This window comes from Pseudarthrobacter sp. B4EP4b (assembly GCF_006680095.1).
Lineage (GTDB): Bacteria > Actinomycetota > Actinomycetes > Actinomycetales > Micrococcaceae > Arthrobacter.
In genome coordinates this window covers 1-15,067 of sequence record NZ_VHIJ01000040.1, presented here as the reverse complement: position 1 = coordinate 15,067, position 15,067 = coordinate 1, and the positions used below count along the sequence as shown (strand labels likewise).

Below are 15,067 nucleotides of genomic sequence, written 5' to 3'. Positions count from 1 at the left end.
ATCCCGCATCCCGCCCGGGCCTGCTCCACTAGGCTGGAACGCATGCCTCACGCTCCCCAGGACCAGATCGCGCCACTGCTCACTCCCGAAGGCTGGGACCTGCTGGCGTCCCTGGGCCCCTACAAGGAGGAGACTTCCTTTGAGTTGAACTCGGCGCTGCGCAAGGCCGGGCACTCCCCCGAACTGGTTTCCGCCGTCCTGACCCAGTCCCGGCTCCGCACCAGGGCCGAGGCGAAATTCGGCGAGTTCGCCCGCCAGATGCTGTTCACCCAGGCCGGCCTGGAGCAGGCCACCCGGTTTAACGTCGCCGCCCGCCACGCCCAGAGGTTCGCCGGGGCCAACATCAGCCACGTGGCGGACCTGGGGTGCGGCCTCGCCGCAGACTCCATGGCACTGGCATCCATGGACATCAACGTCACCGCGGTGGAGATGGATGAGACGACGGCGGCCTGCGCCACAGTGAACCTCATCCCCTTCCCCAATGCCACGGTGGTCCACGCCGATGCCACAGCTGTTCCCTTGGACGGGATCGACGGCGTCTGGCTGGATCCTGCCCGCCGGGTCACCTCGACGTCCGGCACTAAACGCATCTGGGACCCGGAGGCCTTTTCGCCTCCGCTGTCCTTTGTGGAGTCCCTCGCCGCATCCGGCAAGGCGGTGGGGGTCAAGATGGGCCCGGGCATGCCGCACGACTCCGTACCGGCCGGCTGTGAAGCCCAGTGGGTTTCCGTGGCCGGCGACGTGACCGAGGTGGCGCTGTGGTTCAACGCCGTCCGGCGGCCCGGAATCCGCAGGGCCGCCCTGGTCCTGGGTGCGGCCGGCGCGGCCGAGCTGACCAGCCCCGAGGACTTCGGCGCCGGCCCCGCCGCTCCCGTTGGTCCGGCAGAGGGCTACCTCTATGAGCCCGACGGTGCGGTGATCCGCGCAGGGCTGGTGGCCGACGTCGCGCTTCAACTGGGCGGGCACCTGGTGGACGAGCACATCGCCTACATTTGTGCACCCCAGTTGGTGGACACTCCCTTCGCGCGGGCCTACAAGATCCTTGACGTGATGCCCTACAACGTCAAAGCGCTTAAGGCGTGGGTGAAGGCGGAGGGCATCGGCGTGCTGGACATCAAAAAGCGCGGCACCGCCGTGACGCCCGAGGAACTGCGCAAGCAACTGCTCCCCGGCGGCAAGGCAGCTGCGAAGAAGGCCGGCAACAAAACGGCCACCCTTGTCCTGACCCGCATCGGGGAGGACCGGGTGGCCATCGTGGTGGAGCCGGTCTAGCTTTTCTGCCCGGCGCTGCCTACTGGGCGCGCATGAACTCCTCGGCGGCGCGCACCTGTTCCGGGGTGGGTCGCACGCCGGTGTAGAGGACAAACTGCTCCAGCGCCTGGATGGTGGCCACTTCGGCGCCGGTGATCACCGGCTTTCCGGCAGCACGAGCGGCCTTGATCAGCGGGGTTTCCGCGGGCAGGGCCACGACGTCGAAGACCACGCTAGCTGCGTCGATGGTTTCCTGCGGGAACGCCAGGGTGTCCACGTCGGATCCGCCAGCCATCCCCAGCGGTGTCACGTTGATGATCAGGTCTGCTGTCCCGCCGTCGAGCTCCGGACGCCACTGGAACCCGTACTGGTCGGCGAGTGCGCGGCCCGTGGTTTCGTTCCGGGCGAGGACGGTGACATCGGCGAACCCGGCGTCCCGGAGCGCGGCCACCGTTGCTTTGGCCATGCCGCCGGCGCCCTGGACCAGCACGGAATAGCTGGCGGGGACCTGGTTGGACGCGAGGAGCTGTTGGATCGCGGTGTAGTCAGTGTTGTAGGCCAAGAGACGCCCGTCCGTGTTCACGATGGTGTTGACGGAGTCGATGGCCTTGGCAGAGGGGTCCATCTCATCAACGAGGGCGATCACGTCTTCCTTGTACGGCATGGAGACGGCGCACCCGCGGATGCCCAGCCCGCGCACCCCGGCGATGGCCTGTTCCAGGTTGGTGGGGGCGAACGCCTTGTAGATCCAGTTCAGGTCCAGCTGCTCATAGAGGTGGTTGTGGAACCGGGTCCCGTTGTTGCTGGGCCGGGCCGAGAGCGAGATGCAGAGGGTCATGTCTTTATTCAGAATGGGCACCAGACCATTAAACGCGTTCTTACGGGCAGCCGGTGCCGGCCGGGTAGCTTCCGACGGCGGCGGGCAGCTTCCCCGGGGCGGTCGCCTTTCCGGCCAGGACGGCAGCAAGCGCGTCGAACGCCCCCTGGCTGCGGCCATACACGGCCATCTTCACGGGCGCGGTGGCATCCTGCAGGGGCCACGGGGCATCAAGGGCGACGGCGATGTCTCCTCCGGCGGGGCGGCCGCCGTATCCGATGAGGCTGACAACAGGCCCGGAACCGACGGTGATCCCGGCGCGGGCGGCAGCAGCCGCGAACCGTTCCCTGTCCGCAGCGCTGCCGCCAGCCACCTGGACTCCGCCGGACGTGAGGGGGCCGGAACACTGGCCCGTGAGAACCGTCACCGCGGCAGCCGAAACCTTGGCAGACAGGGCGCCACCGGTGCCGGCCGGGGCGCCTGCCGGCGCGGCTGCTGTCCTGGCATGCCAGGTCATCATGGTGGCCACCCGCAGGGCGGCTTCATCGAGCCGGGCGGCGGGCAGGGCACCGGACGCTGCGGCCTGAACAATGGCGGCGTGGGCCTGCTGGACATCCGCAGGCATCAGCAGCAGGTCGGCGCCCGCAGCCAGCGCCTTCACGGCGGCGGACCCTGCCGGATACTGCTTGCTCACCGCTCCCATGTTCAGGGCATCGGTGACGGCCACACCCTTGAAGCCGAGCCCCCGCAGTGCGGCATAGGTAGGGGCGGAGAGCGACGCCGGCACGCCGGGTTCCAGGGCAGGCACGGCGATGTGCCCCGTCATGATCATGGGGGCACCCGCGGCGATGGCAGCCTGGAAGGGCTTCCAGTCGCGCGCCTGTAGTTCCGCCACTGAGGCCGGCTGCGAGGGAAGGTTCAGGTGGGAATCAGCCGTGACGGAGCCATGTCCGGGAAAATGCTTGACGACCGGGAGGACGCCCGCGGCGAGCATGCCCTGGGAGAACGCCGCACCCAGGCTGCCCACGGCGTCCGGGTCCCCGGACATGGAACGGGCACCGATGGTGGGATCCTTCGGCCCGACGGTCACGTCGGTATCCGGGGCGAAATCCGTGTTGAAACCCAGCGGCACCAGTTCGCCGGCCAGGCCCTGCCCGGCTTCCTGCGCCAGGGGGCCGCTGCCGGCGGCGCCGTAGCTCATGGGTACCGGCCACTCTGTCAGCGGCGCCCCCAGCCGGGCCACCATCCCGCCCTCCTGGTCCACACCGATGATCCCCGGCCATGGCCTGCCGTCAGCCCTGAAGGCCTGCGCGAGCCGCTGGTTTATGGCGGTCATGGCGGCAACATCCACCTTTCCCTGAGGATCCAGCGGGACGTTGTCGCCCATGATGATGGACCCGGCCAGGTGCAGGCGTTCGACGACGGCGGCATGGGCGGCTGCGTCCGTGCCGGCAAAGAAGGGCAGGAGGACCTGGCCCGCCTTCTGTTCGGGCGACATCGCGGCAACCGCCGCGGCAGCGGCGTCCTGGTCCTGTTGCTGGGGTCCCCATCCCAATGGCCGCAGGGCAGGGTCGGCCGTCGCGGAAGGTGACGGGGAAGCAGTGCCAGGTGCCGGCGTCGTACGCGGTGTTACCAAAGGCGCGGCAGGCGTGGAGGGTGCCTGTGAAGGGGCAGCCGGCGGGGCGGCAGAGCAGGACGCGAGTGCCACCGCAGCGGAGGCTGCAGCCAGGACGGGGAAGGTTTTGTGAAAACTGTCACGCAGGTGTTGGAACGAGGCCATCAATACGATGCTACCCCTGCACTAGACTTGAACCACCGCGCGCCCGCCAGCAACAGCCTGTCAGCGGCGTGCCCAGCGGCAACCCGGACAGTGAGGAAACGCGTGAAGATTGACTTCGCTTCATCGAGGCAATCGACCCTCGGTGTGGAATGGGAGCTCGCGCTGGTGGACGGGCGGACCGGCGAACTCGCCTCCGTTGCCAACCAGGTGCTGCGCGGCGTGGCCTCCCGGCACCCCGAGCTGAACGAGGATGACGAGCACCCGCACATCAAGCAGGAACTGCTGCTGAATACGGTTGAGCTGGTCACTGGAATCTGCGAAACCGCCGGCGAAGCCAAGGAGGACCTCAGCCGGTCCTTGGCTGCGGTCCGGGAAATCACCGATCCCATGGGCGTGGAAGTGTTTTGCGCCGGAAGCCACCCCTTCAGCCCGCCGCAGCTGCAGCCGGTGACGGACAAGGAGCGTTACGCCAAGCTCATCGACCGCACGCAGTGGTGGGGCCGCCAGATGGTGATCTACGGCGTGCACGTGCATGTGGGACTGGACCGCCGCGAGAAGGCACTTCCCGTACTGGACGGGCTGGTCAACTACTTCCCGCACTTCCAGGCGCTGTCGGCGTCGAGCCCGTTCTGGGGCGGCGAGGACACCGGTTACGCGTCGCACCGGGCCCTGATGTTCCAGCAGCTGCCCACAGCCGGCCTGCCCTTCCAGTTCGCTTCCTGGGAAGAGTACGAGTCCTACGTGCAGGACATGTTCACCACGGGGGTGATCGATACCCTTTCGGAAATCCGCTGGGACATCCGGCCCGTGCCGAACCTGGGCACCATCGAGATGCGCATCTGCGACGGCCTGGCCACGCTCGAGGAAGTGGGCGCCATCGCCGCCCTTACCCAGTGCCTGGTGGATGAGTTCTCCACCACCCTGGACAACGGCGGGACCATTCCCACTATGCCGCCCTGGCATGTGCAGGAGAACAAGTGGCGGGCTGCACGCTACGGGATGGACGCCATCATCATCCTCGACGCCGCCGGCAAGGAACAGCTGGTGACCGACCACCTGTTGGAAACCCTGAACCGGCTGGAGCCGGTGGCCGCCAAGCTGGGCTGCCCCGATGAGCTGGCCGACGTCGAAAAGATCATCCGCCGCGGCGCCGGCTACCAGCGCCAGCGCCGGGTGGCCGAAGAACACGGCGGTGACCTCCAGGCCGTGGTCCTGGACCTGGTGAAGCAGATGCGGAACGGCCCCACCGCCTGACCTACTTTGCGTTGACCTATCAGTTTTGGTCCCCAAACAGGTGTTTTGGGGACCAAAACTGATAGGTCAAGCGGGGTTTCAGGCGGGGAGCGATACCGACGTGACCGGCATGGATGAGTCCGGGGCAAAATCGATTCCGCTCGGTTCCACCCCTGCCATCACCAGCTGTGCGCCCAGGGCTGCCACCATGGCACCGTTGTCCGTGCAGAGGTCCAGCGGCGGCACGTGCAGCCTGATCCCCGCCGAGGCGCAGCGCTGGCCGGTCAGCTCCCGAAGCCGCGAGTTGGCCGCCACGCCGCCGCCCAGCAGAACATCCTTGATGCCGTGTTCCCGGCACGCGAGCACGGCCTTGGAAGAGATGATGTCCACCACGGCTTCCTGGAAGGCCGCCGCAATGTCCGCTACCGGAACTTCCTCGCCGCGCGCCTCGAACTGCTCCACGCACCGGGCCACCGCGGTCTTGAGTCCACTGAAGGACCAGTCGTAGCGGTGCGGGCCGGGTTCTTCGGCGGTGCCCATGTACTTGGGCTGGCTGAGGCCGCGGGGGAAGCGGATGGACTTGGGGTTGCCGGTGCGGGCCATCCTGTCGATGGCGGGGCCGCCCGGGTAGCCGAGGCCGAGGATGCGGGCCACTTTGTCGTAGGCTTCGCCGGCGGCGTCGTCAATGGTGGAGCCGAGGAGGGCAACGTCCTCCGTGATGCTGTTGATTTTCAGGATTTCGGTGTGCCCGCCGGAGACCAGCAGGGCGCCGAGGTTTTCCGGCAGCTCCGGCGCCTGCCCGTCCTCGCCGTCGAGCAGGCCGACGCCGACGTGCGCCACAAGATGGTTGATGGCGTACAGCGGTTTTCCGGTGGCCACGGCGAGCGCCTTGGCCGCGCAGACCCCCACCATGAGGGCGCCGGCCAGGCCCGGGCCCGAGGTGACGGCGATGGCGTCCACCTCATCGAGGGTGACGCCGGCCTCGGACAGCGCCTGCTCGAGCGTGGGAACAAAAGCATCGAGGTGGGCGCGCGAGGCGATTTCGGGGATGACCCCGCCGAACCGGACGTGCTCGTCCATAGAGGAGGAGACGGTGTTGGTCAGGAGGGTGGTCCCCCGGACAATGCCCACTCCCGTCTCGTCGCAGGAGGATTCGATACCGAGCACCAAGGGTTGCGAGCGGTTCATGGCTGGCCTGCTTCCGTTGATGCTTCGTCCCCTTTTTCCTTGCTTGTTTCCTTGCCGCTGTCCCGTGCGGCATCGCCGGTGAGCTGGAGCCGCATGATGAGGGCGTCCACGCCATCGCGGTAGTAACCGGGGCGCACGTGGATCTGCTCGAAGCCGAAACGGAGGTAGAGCTGCTGGGCGCGGGGATTGTCGGCGCGGACCTCCAGCAGCAGGTCCGCCGCGTACCGGCGTCGGGCCTCCTCGATGAGCCGCGTCAGCAGCGTGGTGCCGATCCCCCGCCCTTCGTATTCAGGCACGACGGCGATAGTCTGCACGTCCGCGATGGGTTCGATGCACATCAGCCCGGCGTAGCCCACGATGCCTTCACTGCCCTCGGCCACCAGGTACCACCGGGTGTCCGGCTGGGCCAGCTCGTCGTAAAACATGTGCAGCGGCCAGGCGTCCACCGGGAAAAGCCGTTGCTCCAAAACGCTGACGGCGATCACGTCGTCGGGGGTCATCTCCCGCACGGAGATTCCGTGGTTGCTGATATCCGGGGCGGGGTTCACAGGGCCCTCTTCCGTGGTCCGGGAACCTGGGCGTCGGATTCGCGCAGGTAGAGGGGCGTGGAATCCAGAAGGTCAGCACCGGCGGCGAGGCGGGCCAGCGCGAACTGGCCCAGGTAAAGGGCGTCCGGCTGTTCCCGGGCGAATTCTTCGTTCGCTGTCAGAGTGTCGGCGTAGAGCCCGGCGCCGGCACCGTAGGCGGGAAGATCCGGCAGGTCTGTGGCGAAACTGACGTGCGGGCCGTCTTCCAGCACCGGAAGCTGTCCTTCCGTGAGGGCGTACCGCGCCCAGTAGACTTCCTTGCGCCGCGCGTCCGTGACCACCAGGAATTCCGGGGCGGCGGTAGTGGATTCCGCGACTTCCAGCGCCACCGCGTCCAGGCTCATCATTCCGTACAGCGGTTTGCCCCAGACAAACGACAGGGTCCGCGCGGTGGCGATTCCGGACCGCAGTCCGGTGAAGGGACCCGGCCCCACGCCCACCACGAGGGCGTCAATGTCATTGCCGCTGATACCGGCGTCAAGCAGCAGTTGCTGGATTTCCGGTGCAAGGACTTCCGCGTGGCTCCGGGTGTCCTCGGTGGAGAAGCTGGCCACCACGCCTTCAAGGGCGTCGTCCGAGACCAGGGCAGCGCTGGCCACGGCGGAGGTGTCGATGGCGAGGATCAGCATCAGGATGTCCCTTCGAAGGCGGCCACCGGTTCCGGAACGGAAGCCCAGCGCGGACCATAGCCGCGCATCACAATGGTCCGGGGCTCGTCGGTGTCCTCATTGTCGAAGTCGAGGGTTTCGCCGTCCCTGGTGCGGCTGGCAGTCGAGGCGGCTGCACCGTCCCCGGCACTGAGCCCGATGGCCCGGTGAAGGTCGATTTCAAGCCGGCTATCGGTCAGGTGTTCCACCCGGTCGTGTCCCCACTCGACCACTGTCACGGAGGAGTCCAGCGTGTTCTCGAGATCGATATCGTCAATTTCGGCTGCTGAACCCAGGCGGTACGCGTCCACGTGCACCAGGTCGGGCCCACCTGGGCGTGGCCCGTCCGGCAGGTTGGGGTGGATGCGGACCAGGACAAACGTGGGGGAAATGACGCCGGAACGGACGCCCAGGCCCTCACCGAGCCCCTGCGTGAAGGTGGTTTTCCCGGCGCCCAGCTCGCCGGAAAGCACCAGCAGGTCCCCGGCTTCAAGGACCTCCGCAAGGCGCACGCCGAGGTTATGGGTCTGCTCCGCCGTCGTCGCCGTTAATGTTTTTTCCCAGTTGGGCCGGACACCAGGGCTGTCCTCCGCAGGCTGGCTTGCACTCATGCAGCCCCCTCCCCACCGTGTGCGGTGGCCAACTGTTCGTTGACGAAACGGCGCGGAACCCGGGGGCTGATCCGGGTCACAATCTCGTAGTTGATGGTTCCGGCGGCGCGGGCCCAATCGTCAGCGGTGGGGCCGCCGTCGGCTCCGTCGCCAAAAAGCTCGGCTTCGGCACCCAGGAGGCCGGCACCCCCGGGGCCAACGTCCCCGAGGTCGACCACCATCTGGTCCATGGCGATCCGCCCCACCACAGGGTAGGTCTTGCCGGCCACCCGGACCGGGCCGCCGGTGGCAACACGCGGAATCCCGTCGGCGTAGCCCATCGGGATCAGGCCCAGGGTGCTGGGGCCGCTCGTGTGGTAGCGGAGGCCGTAGGACACGCCCTGACCGTCCGGCACTTCCTTGCACTGCGATACCACGGTCCGCAGCGTCATGGCCGGGCGGAGTCCCAGTTCGGCCGAGGTCTGGCCGTCAAAGGGCGAAAGCCCGTAAATGCCCAGGCCCACGCGGACCAGGTCGAAGTGGGTATCGGGACGGGACAGCGTGGCGGGGGTATTGGCCAGATGCCGTACCTCCGGGTCCACTCCGGCGTCCTCAGCAACCGCCAGCACTTCGCGGAACGCGGCGAGCTGCTGGTCGGTCTCCGGCCGCTCCGGCTCGTCAGCGACGGCGAGGTGCGAGAAGATCCCCACCACGCGCAGCAGCCCCTGGTCCTGGTATTCCATGGCTTCGCCCACCAGGTGGTCCCAGGTATCAAGGGTGGCGCCGTTACGGCCCAGGCCGGTATCGACTTTGAGGTGGATCCGGGCCGGGCGCTCCTGCTCGCGGGCCGCCGCCACAATACGGTTCAGCTCCCAGCCTGAGCATCCGATGTCGACGCCGGCAGCCACCGCCGCCCCGAAGTTGCTTTCAGTGGTGTGCAGCCAGGCGAGAAGCGGCGCGTCGATACCCGCGGCGCGCAGGGCCAGTGCCTCGGAGATGTGCGCGACGCCCAGCCACGATGCACCGGCTTCGAGGGCCGCCCGGGCCACGGGAACCGCACCGTGGCCGTAAGCGTCAGCCTTCACCACGGCCATGACCTTCGCCGGGGATGCTGCTGCGGCCAGCCGGCGGACGTTGTGCCGGATGGCATCAAGGTCGATCACGGCGGACCTTTCGTGGCGGTGGTCCTGTGCGGGCGCAGCGTCGAAATCACCGGCTGTAGCGGGGTAAGTCACCTAAGTGATTCTAGTGCTGGCGCTTCGGGCCGAATAATCACGCGTCGGAGAGGTGTGCGATGGTGGCTGCTGCCCTGCGCTGGGCGGCGAGAGGAACGTCGTGGACGATGTCGGCCAAAAACGAGAACCGCCGCAGCCATTGGCTGGTCTGCCGTTCCGGCCGGGCGTTGGCGCGCTTCCACCAGTCGGCGATGTCACCCCACCCTGGTGCGGCCAGTGAGCCGCCCACTTCCTGCACCGCCAGGGAGGCACAAAGGTTCGCGAAACGCAGCCTGTTCCCCAGCGGCCAGCCGGCCAGGCTCCCAACGATGAACGCGGCGTCGAAACAATCACCGGCGCCGGTGGGATCAAAAGCCTTCACGGGCAGCGAGGGCACCCACTCTTCCTCCCCTGTCTCCGAGTCCACAGCCATGGCACCCTGCGGCCCCAGCGTCACCACTGCCACAGGAACGCGGTCAGCCAGCGCATACAAGGCAGTCCAGGGATCATCCTTGCCGGTGAAGGCCATGGCTTCGCGCTGGTTGGGCAGGAACGCGTGGAAGTACTGCAGGTTCTCCAGCCGGACAGGCGCCCAGACCCCGCTGGGATCCCAGCCCACATCGCCGAAGAGCTTCACCCCGGACTGGTGCGCCGCCTTGGCCCACGGCTCCACTTCCAACCCAACTTCGGCGATCCCGGCGAGCGCAGGCGGCGGATCGCCGATGAGCTCGGAGGATGTCACGGGGGCGGCGTGGCCGTGAGTCACCAGCGACCGGTCCTTGTCCACGCACAGCGAGACCGTGACCGGCGAGTGCCAGCCGGGGACCTTCTTGGACAGGCTGAGGTCCACGTGCTCCTGGCCGGAAAGGATCTTCCAGTTGAAGTCCCCGTAGCCGTCGTCGCCAAACGCCGCCGCGAGGCCGGTCCGCAAGCCAAGCCGTGCCGCAGCAATCGCCTGGTTGGCCACGCCACCGGGACAGCTGCCCATGCCGTCGCTCCAGATTTCCGTACCCGGTTCCGGCCCGTGGGGCAGGCCGGTAAAAATAATGTCCTGGAACACCGTGCCGGCGAGCAGCACGTCAAAGCCCGGGTCCGAGGGCGACCGGACGGCGGCCAGGGGATCAAAAGGGCGTGCTGGTATCGCGTCCATGCCCGCACACTACGCCCTGCCGTGCACAGGCGGTAGGGGCGGCCGTAGGTGCTGTGGACAGCCGCACCTAGACTGCTGTTTATGCGGCTTCTCATTGTGGGCGGCGGGGGTTTCCGGGTTCCGTTGATCTACCGTGCGCTGGCCTCCGGCCCCTTCTCCGGCCTGGTCAGCGAACTGGTGCTGTATGACGTGGACCTCTCCCGGCTGGCCGCGGTCACGGCGGTCCTGCGCAGCATGCCCGCCCCCGCCGCACGCGTGCAGATCCATCCCACCACTGATCTCGCCGAGGCGCTGACGGGTACCCGGATGGTGTTTGCCGCCATCCGCCCCGGCGGCACCGCCGGCCGGGTGGCCGACGAAAAGGTTGCCCAGGACCTGGGCGTCCTGGGCCAGGAAACCACCGGGGCAGGCGGCATCTCCTACGCCCTGCGGACCATCCCGCACATGCTGGACCTCGCGCACCTGATGAAGGAACACTGCCCGGACGCATGGCTGATCAACTTCACCAACCCCGCCGGAATGGTCACCGAGGCGCTCATGCCCGTGCTTGGCCGGCGCGTCATTGGAATCTGCGACTCAGCGGGTGGCCTGGTGCACCGCGCGGCACGCGCAGCCGCCGTGAGGCTGCCTGAGGGAACGCTCGACGGCGTGGGCTACTACGGGCTGAACCACCTGGGTTGGCTGTACCGGCTGGAGTCCGGGGGGCGTGACATGCTGCCTGCCTTGCTGTCTGACCCGCGCGCCCTTCAGTCCTTTGAAGAGGGCCGGCTGTTCCCCCAACCGTTCCTTGAGCGCCTGGGCGCCCTCCCCAACGAGTACCTGTATTACTACTACGAGCAGGACCATGCCCGGGAGGCAATGCGGGCCATGGCCCAGACCCGCGGCGAATCCATTCACAGCCAGCAGCAGGAGCTCTACCCCCGGTTGGCCGCTGCGGGTTCGGCGGCGTTCGAGTTGTGGGAGGCTGCCCGCCGCTCCCGCGAGGAGGGGTATCTGGCCGAAGCCAGGGGGAAGGACGAGCACCGGAACGAGGACGACCTCGCGGGTGGAGGCTATGAGCGGGTGGCACTGGCAGCGATGCGGGCCCTGTCCGGTTCCGGGGAGGCACACCTGATCCTCAACACACGCAACACCGTGCCTTCGCCGGAGGCGACGTCCGCTCCCCTGCCGGCCGCCGCTGCGCCAGCGGCCCCTGCAGCGGCCATTCCGGGACTGCCGGCGGACGCCGTCGTCGAACTTCCCTGCAGGGTGACGGCCGACGGCGCGCTGCCGCTGCCCCAGCAGCGTCCCCGCGAAGATCAGCTCGGACTGCTGCAGCGGGTGAAGGAGGTGGAGCGGCTGACCGTCCGGGCCGTGGTGGACGGAGACCGGGATGCGGCGCTTCAGGCCTTCGCCCGGCACCCCCTGGTGGGGTCCGACGAGCTCGGCGCGGCCCTCCTGGCGGGGTACGAGCAGGCGTTTCCTGACTTGGGGAAGATGTGGCGCGGCGGTTGGCGTTGACACAGGAGTAGTGTTTTATCGAATGCCCAGCACTGAACCGGCGCCTTAATCCGCGCCGGCGGCCGGAAGGAGGTCCCGTGGCGCCTGTCCGCAGGGTGGCACTACTGTCCCTCCACACGTCCCCCATGGAACAGCCCGGTTCCGGCGACGCCGGCGGCATGAACGTCTACATCCGCGAACTGGCCTCCGCGCTGGCCGAAGCCGGCGTGGAAGTGGAGATCTTCACGCGTTCCACGTACGCCGGCCAACCTGCGGTGGAGCACCCGGACCCCGGCGTATGCGTCCACAATGTCCTGGCCGGTCCGCCCACGAAGATCCCGAAAGAAGAGCTTCCCGGCCTGCTGCACCACATGGTGGAGGAAATCGAGCAGATCCGGCAGCGGCAGCCGCACGGCCACTACGACGTCATCCACTCCCATTACTGGGTGTCCGGGATCGCGGGGCTGGAGCTGTCGGGGCTGTGGGGCGTGCCGCTGGTCCACACCATGCACACCATGGCCAAGGTCAAGAACCTCCTGCTCGAGTCCGGGGAGCAGCCCGAGCCGCGCCGCCGCGAGCTGGGTGAGCACCGGATAGTGGACCGGGCCGCGCGGCTGATCGCCAACACGAGTGCTGAGGCGGCCGAGCTGGTGTCGCATTACGGGGCCTCATACGACCGCATCGACATCGCCCCGCCCGGAGTGGACCTGAGCACCTTCACGCCTGCCTTCCGCGCCCGGTCAAGGACTAAGCGCGGCATCGGCCCGGACACGTTCCACCTGGTTTTCGCGGGGCGGATCCAGCGGCTGAAAGGGCCCCAGGTGCTGGTGAAGGCAGCCGCGCTGCTGCGAGACCGGCGCCCGGACATCGACCTCCGGCTCACCATCCTGGGCTCGCTGAGCGGCAACAAGGAATTCAATCTGCGGCGCCTGGTGGCGGAGGCAGGGATGGACGACGTCGTCACGCAGCTTCCGCCGGTGAAGGCACCTGAGCTTGCGGGCTGGTTCCGCGCGGCAGACGTGGTGGTGATGCCCTCCTACAGCGAGTCCTTCGGGCTGGTGGCGCTCGAGGCCCAGGCCTGCGGTACGCCTGTTGTGGCCACCCGGGTGGGCGGGCTGTCGCGGGCCATCTTCCATGGCAGGACCGGACTGCTGGTGGACGGCCACCATGCCGCCGACTGGGCCGATGCCCTGGAGGCTTTGTACGACGACCCCGTGACCCGGGAGGACATGGGCCGGGCCGCGGCAATCCGGGCGCAGAACTCAGGATGGCAGCGCACTGCGGCCATCACGCTGGAAAGCTACCATGCCGCCGTCGACAATTCTGTGCGGCCCCACCTGGCCACTGCCCTTCCGGCTTCCTGAACCTGCCACCCTAGGGGCTCCGAGCTGTTAGCTTAGGGGCAGGTGTCCGGCGCGGGCCGGTGCAGGAAAGGACAATGATGTCTCGTCTTCCAACTGATCTTGAAATAGCCAGGGCTGCCAGGATCCGGCCCATCGACGAAATTGCCGCGGCTGCAGGGATCAACCTGGAAGCGCTGGAGCGGTACGGGCGGTACAAGGCGAAGATCGACCCGGCCGGCCTCGCCGCGCTGGCCCCGCACGGCAAAGTGGTGCTGGTGTCGGCCATGTCCCCCACGCCGGCCGGCGAAGGCAAGTCCACCACCACCGTGGGGCTGGGCGATTCCCTCGCCCGGGCAGGGCACCGGGTGATGATCGCCCTGCGGGAGCCGTCGCTGGGCCCGGTCCTGGGGATGAAGGGCGGAGCCACCGGCGGCGGGTACTCTCAGGTGCTGCCGATGGACGAGATCAACCTGCACTTCACCGGTGATTTCCATGCCATCACCTCGGCCAACAACGCGCTGATGGCACTCGTGGACAACCACATCTTCCAGGGCAACGAACTGAATATCGACCCCCGGCGGATGACGTTCAAACGGGTTCTGGACATGAACGACAGGGCTTTGCGTGAGGTGGTGATCGGCCTCGGCGGGCCGTCCCAGGGGGTCCCTCGGGAGGACGGGTTCGATATCACGGTGGCATCCGAGATCATGGCCGTTTTCTGCCTGGCAACGGACCTGGCCGACCTCCGCGACCGCCTGGGCCGCATCACGTTCGGCTATACCTTTGACCGCTCCCCTGTCACGGTAGCCGACCTCGGTGTGCAGGGGGCGCTGACCCTGCTCCTCAAGGAGGCCATCAAACCCAACCTGGTGCAGACCATCGCCGGTACGCCGGCCTTGGTCCACGGGGGTCCGTTCGCCAATATCGCCCATGGCTGCAACTCGCTGATTGCCACCCAGACGGCCAGGCGGCTGGCGGACATTGTTGTGACCGAAGCCGGTTTTGGGGCGGACCTCGGCGCGGAGAAGTTTATGGACATCAAGGCCCGGTCCGCCGGGGTGGCCCCGTCAGCGGTGGTGGTGGTGGCGACGGTCCGCGCGCTGAAGATGCAGGGCGGGGTGGCCAAGGGCCAACTCACCGCCCCGGACCTTGCAGCCTTGGAGGCCGGGGTGGAGAACCTGCGCCGGCACGTGCGGAACGTGGAGAAGTTCGGGGTGACGCCTGTGGTGGCCATCAACAAGTTCGCCTCCGACTCGCAGGAGGAGCTCGACTGGCTGCTGGCCTGGTGCGCGGCCGAGGGCGTCCGGGCCGCCGTCGCCGATGTGTGGGGTCGCGGCGGCGGGGGCGACGGAGGTGACGAACTCGCGGCCCTCGTGGCGCAGGTGGTGGCCGGCCCCAACTCTTTCCGGCACCTCTACCCCCTGGACATGCCTGTGGAGGAGAAGATCCGGACCATCGCACAGGAGATCTACGGCGCAGACGGAGTCGAGTTTTCCGTGCCGGCCCTGAAGCGGCTGGCCGACATCGAACGCAATGGCTGGTCCCACCTGCCAGTATGCATGGCCAAAACGCAGTACTCCTTCACGGACGACGCCTCCCGCCTCGGCGCACCCAAGGGTTTCACCATCCATGTGCGGGACCTGCTCCCGAAGACCGGCGCAGGGTTCATCGTGGCGCTGACCGGAGCGGTCATGACCATGCCCGGCCTGCCCCCCGCCCCGGCCGCGATGCGCATGGACGTGGACGACGCCGGCAACCCCATCGGCCTCACCTAACCCACCCCCAACC

The 15,067-nt window shown here is 67.9% G+C and carries 13 protein-coding genes; 5 read left to right on the top strand and 8 right to left on the bottom strand.

Going from position 1 to position 15,067, the window contains the following annotated elements:
• Positions 1 to 42 precede the first annotated feature (42 nt).
• The gene (locus FNL14_RS15065) at positions 43 to 1,272 is read left to right on the top strand and encodes a class I SAM-dependent methyltransferase (protein WP_142061397.1); all 1,230 of its coding nucleotides are present in this window, start codon (positions 43 to 45) and stop codon (positions 1,270 to 1,272) included.
• A 19-nt stretch (positions 1,273 to 1,291) separates the two neighbouring features.
• Here the strand turns inward: FNL14_RS15065 and FNL14_RS15060 are convergent, their stop codons facing one another.
• Positions 1,292 to 2,110 carry a shikimate 5-dehydrogenase gene (locus FNL14_RS15060; protein WP_255470865.1) on the bottom strand — a complete coding sequence of 273 codons (819 nt, stop codon included), beginning with the start codon at positions 2,108 to 2,110 and terminating at the stop codon, positions 1,292 to 1,294.
• Between the two features lie 19 nt (positions 2,111 to 2,129).
• Positions 2,130 to 3,566, bottom strand: coding sequence for a glycoside hydrolase family 3 N-terminal domain-containing protein (locus FNL14_RS15055; RefSeq protein WP_142061394.1), 1,437 nt, complete (start codon positions 3,564 to 3,566; stop codon positions 2,130 to 2,132).
• Positions 3,567 to 3,950: 384 nt separating this feature from the next.
• On the opposite strand from FNL14_RS15055, the gene FNL14_RS15045 reads away from it, so the two are divergent.
• Positions 3,951 to 5,102: a glutamate--cysteine ligase gene (locus FNL14_RS15045; RefSeq protein WP_142061391.1), complete on the top strand. Its 1,152-nt coding sequence runs from the start codon at positions 3,951 to 3,953 to the stop codon at positions 5,100 to 5,102.
• Between the two features lie 78 nt (positions 5,103 to 5,180).
• Here the strand turns inward: FNL14_RS15045 and tsaD are convergent, their stop codons facing one another.
• The 6 genes from tsaD to FNL14_RS15015 are packed head-to-tail and all read right to left on the bottom strand — an operon-like array spanning position 5,181 to position 10,457.
• Positions 5,181 to 6,269 (bottom strand): tRNA (adenosine(37)-N6)-threonylcarbamoyltransferase complex transferase subunit TsaD, encoded by a 1,089-nt coding sequence (tsaD, locus tag FNL14_RS15040; RefSeq protein WP_142061388.1) that lies wholly within the window; start codon positions 6,267 to 6,269, stop codon positions 5,181 to 5,183.
• Positions 6,266 to 6,769 (bottom strand): ribosomal protein S18-alanine N-acetyltransferase, encoded by a 504-nt coding sequence (rimI, locus tag FNL14_RS15035; protein WP_142061604.1) that lies wholly within the window; start codon positions 6,767 to 6,769, stop codon positions 6,266 to 6,268. The genes tsaD and rimI overlap by 4 nt, the downstream gene beginning before the upstream one ends.
• A 44-nt stretch (positions 6,770 to 6,813) precedes the next feature.
• Entirely contained in the window at positions 6,814 to 7,485 is a 672-nt protein-coding gene (tsaB, locus tag FNL14_RS15030; RefSeq protein WP_142061385.1) for a tRNA (adenosine(37)-N6)-threonylcarbamoyltransferase complex dimerization subunit type 1 TsaB, read from the bottom strand.
• Entirely contained in the window at positions 7,485 to 8,114 is a 630-nt protein-coding gene (gene tsaE, locus FNL14_RS15025) for a tRNA (adenosine(37)-N6)-threonylcarbamoyltransferase complex ATPase subunit type 1 TsaE (RefSeq protein WP_142061382.1), read from the bottom strand. Before tsaE ends, tsaB begins: the two co-directional genes overlap by 1 nt.
• Positions 8,111 to 9,328 (bottom strand): alanine racemase, encoded by a 1,218-nt coding sequence (gene alr, locus FNL14_RS15020; RefSeq protein WP_142061378.1) that lies wholly within the window; start codon positions 9,326 to 9,328, stop codon positions 8,111 to 8,113. Before alr ends, tsaE begins: the two co-directional genes overlap by 4 nt.
• A 37-nt stretch (positions 9,329 to 9,365) precedes the next feature.
• Positions 9,366 to 10,457, bottom strand: coding sequence for a carbohydrate kinase family protein (locus FNL14_RS15015; protein WP_091415175.1), 1,092 nt, complete (start codon positions 10,455 to 10,457; stop codon positions 9,366 to 9,368).
• Positions 10,458 to 10,538: 81 nt separating this feature from the next.
• Between FNL14_RS15015 and FNL14_RS15010 the strand changes: the two genes are divergently transcribed.
• The 3 genes from FNL14_RS15010 (at position 10,539) to FNL14_RS15000 (ending at position 15,054) form a co-directional block, all read left to right on the top strand.
• Positions 10,539 to 11,957 (top strand): 6-phospho-beta-glucosidase, encoded by a 1,419-nt coding sequence (locus tag FNL14_RS15010; RefSeq protein WP_142061376.1) that lies wholly within the window; start codon positions 10,539 to 10,541, stop codon positions 11,955 to 11,957.
• 77 nt (positions 11,958 to 12,034) lie between these two features.
• Positions 12,035 to 13,300: a D-inositol-3-phosphate glycosyltransferase gene (gene mshA / locus FNL14_RS15005; RefSeq protein ID WP_142061372.1), complete on the top strand. Its 1,266-nt coding sequence runs from the start codon at positions 12,035 to 12,037 to the stop codon at positions 13,298 to 13,300.
• Between the two features lie 77 nt (positions 13,301 to 13,377).
• Positions 13,378 to 15,054 carry a formate--tetrahydrofolate ligase gene (locus tag FNL14_RS15000; protein ID WP_142061602.1) on the top strand — a complete coding sequence of 559 codons (1,677 nt, stop codon included), beginning with the start codon at positions 13,378 to 13,380 and terminating at the stop codon, positions 15,052 to 15,054.
• Positions 15,055 to 15,067: the final 13 nt, after the last annotated feature.

What these genes read in the sequence shown, in the direction of transcription:
- tsaD (WP_142061388.1), bottom strand. Translation starts at nt 6,269, where the DNA reads ATGAACCGCTCGCAACCCTTGGTGCTCGGTATCGAATCCTCCTGCGAC.
- FNL14_RS15065 (WP_142061397.1), top strand. Translation starts at nt 43, where the DNA reads ATGCCTCACGCTCCCCAGGACCAGATCGCGCCACTGCTCACTCCCGAA.
- FNL14_RS15010 (WP_142061376.1), top strand. Translation starts at nt 10,539, where the DNA reads ATGCGGCTTCTCATTGTGGGCGGCGGGGGTTTCCGGGTTCCGTTGATC.
- FNL14_RS15055 (WP_142061394.1), bottom strand. Translation starts at nt 3,566, where the DNA reads ATGTCGCCCGAACAGAAGGCGGGCCAGGTCCTCCTGCCCTTCTTTGCC.
- tsaB (WP_142061385.1), bottom strand. Translation starts at nt 7,485, where the DNA reads ATGCTGATCCTCGCCATCGACACCTCCGCCGTGGCCAGCGCTGCCCTG.
- rimI (WP_142061604.1), bottom strand. Translation starts at nt 6,769, where the DNA reads ATGACCCCCGACGACGTGATCGCCGTCAGCGTTTTGGAGCAACGGCTT.
- tsaE (WP_142061382.1), bottom strand. Translation starts at nt 8,114, where the DNA reads ATGAGTGCAAGCCAGCCTGCGGAGGACAGCCCTGGTGTCCGGCCCAAC.
- FNL14_RS15000 (WP_142061602.1), top strand. Translation starts at nt 13,378, where the DNA reads ATGTCTCGTCTTCCAACTGATCTTGAAATAGCCAGGGCTGCCAGGATC.
- FNL14_RS15015 (WP_091415175.1), bottom strand. Translation starts at nt 10,457, where the DNA reads ATGGACGCGATACCAGCACGCCCTTTTGATCCCCTGGCCGCCGTCCGG.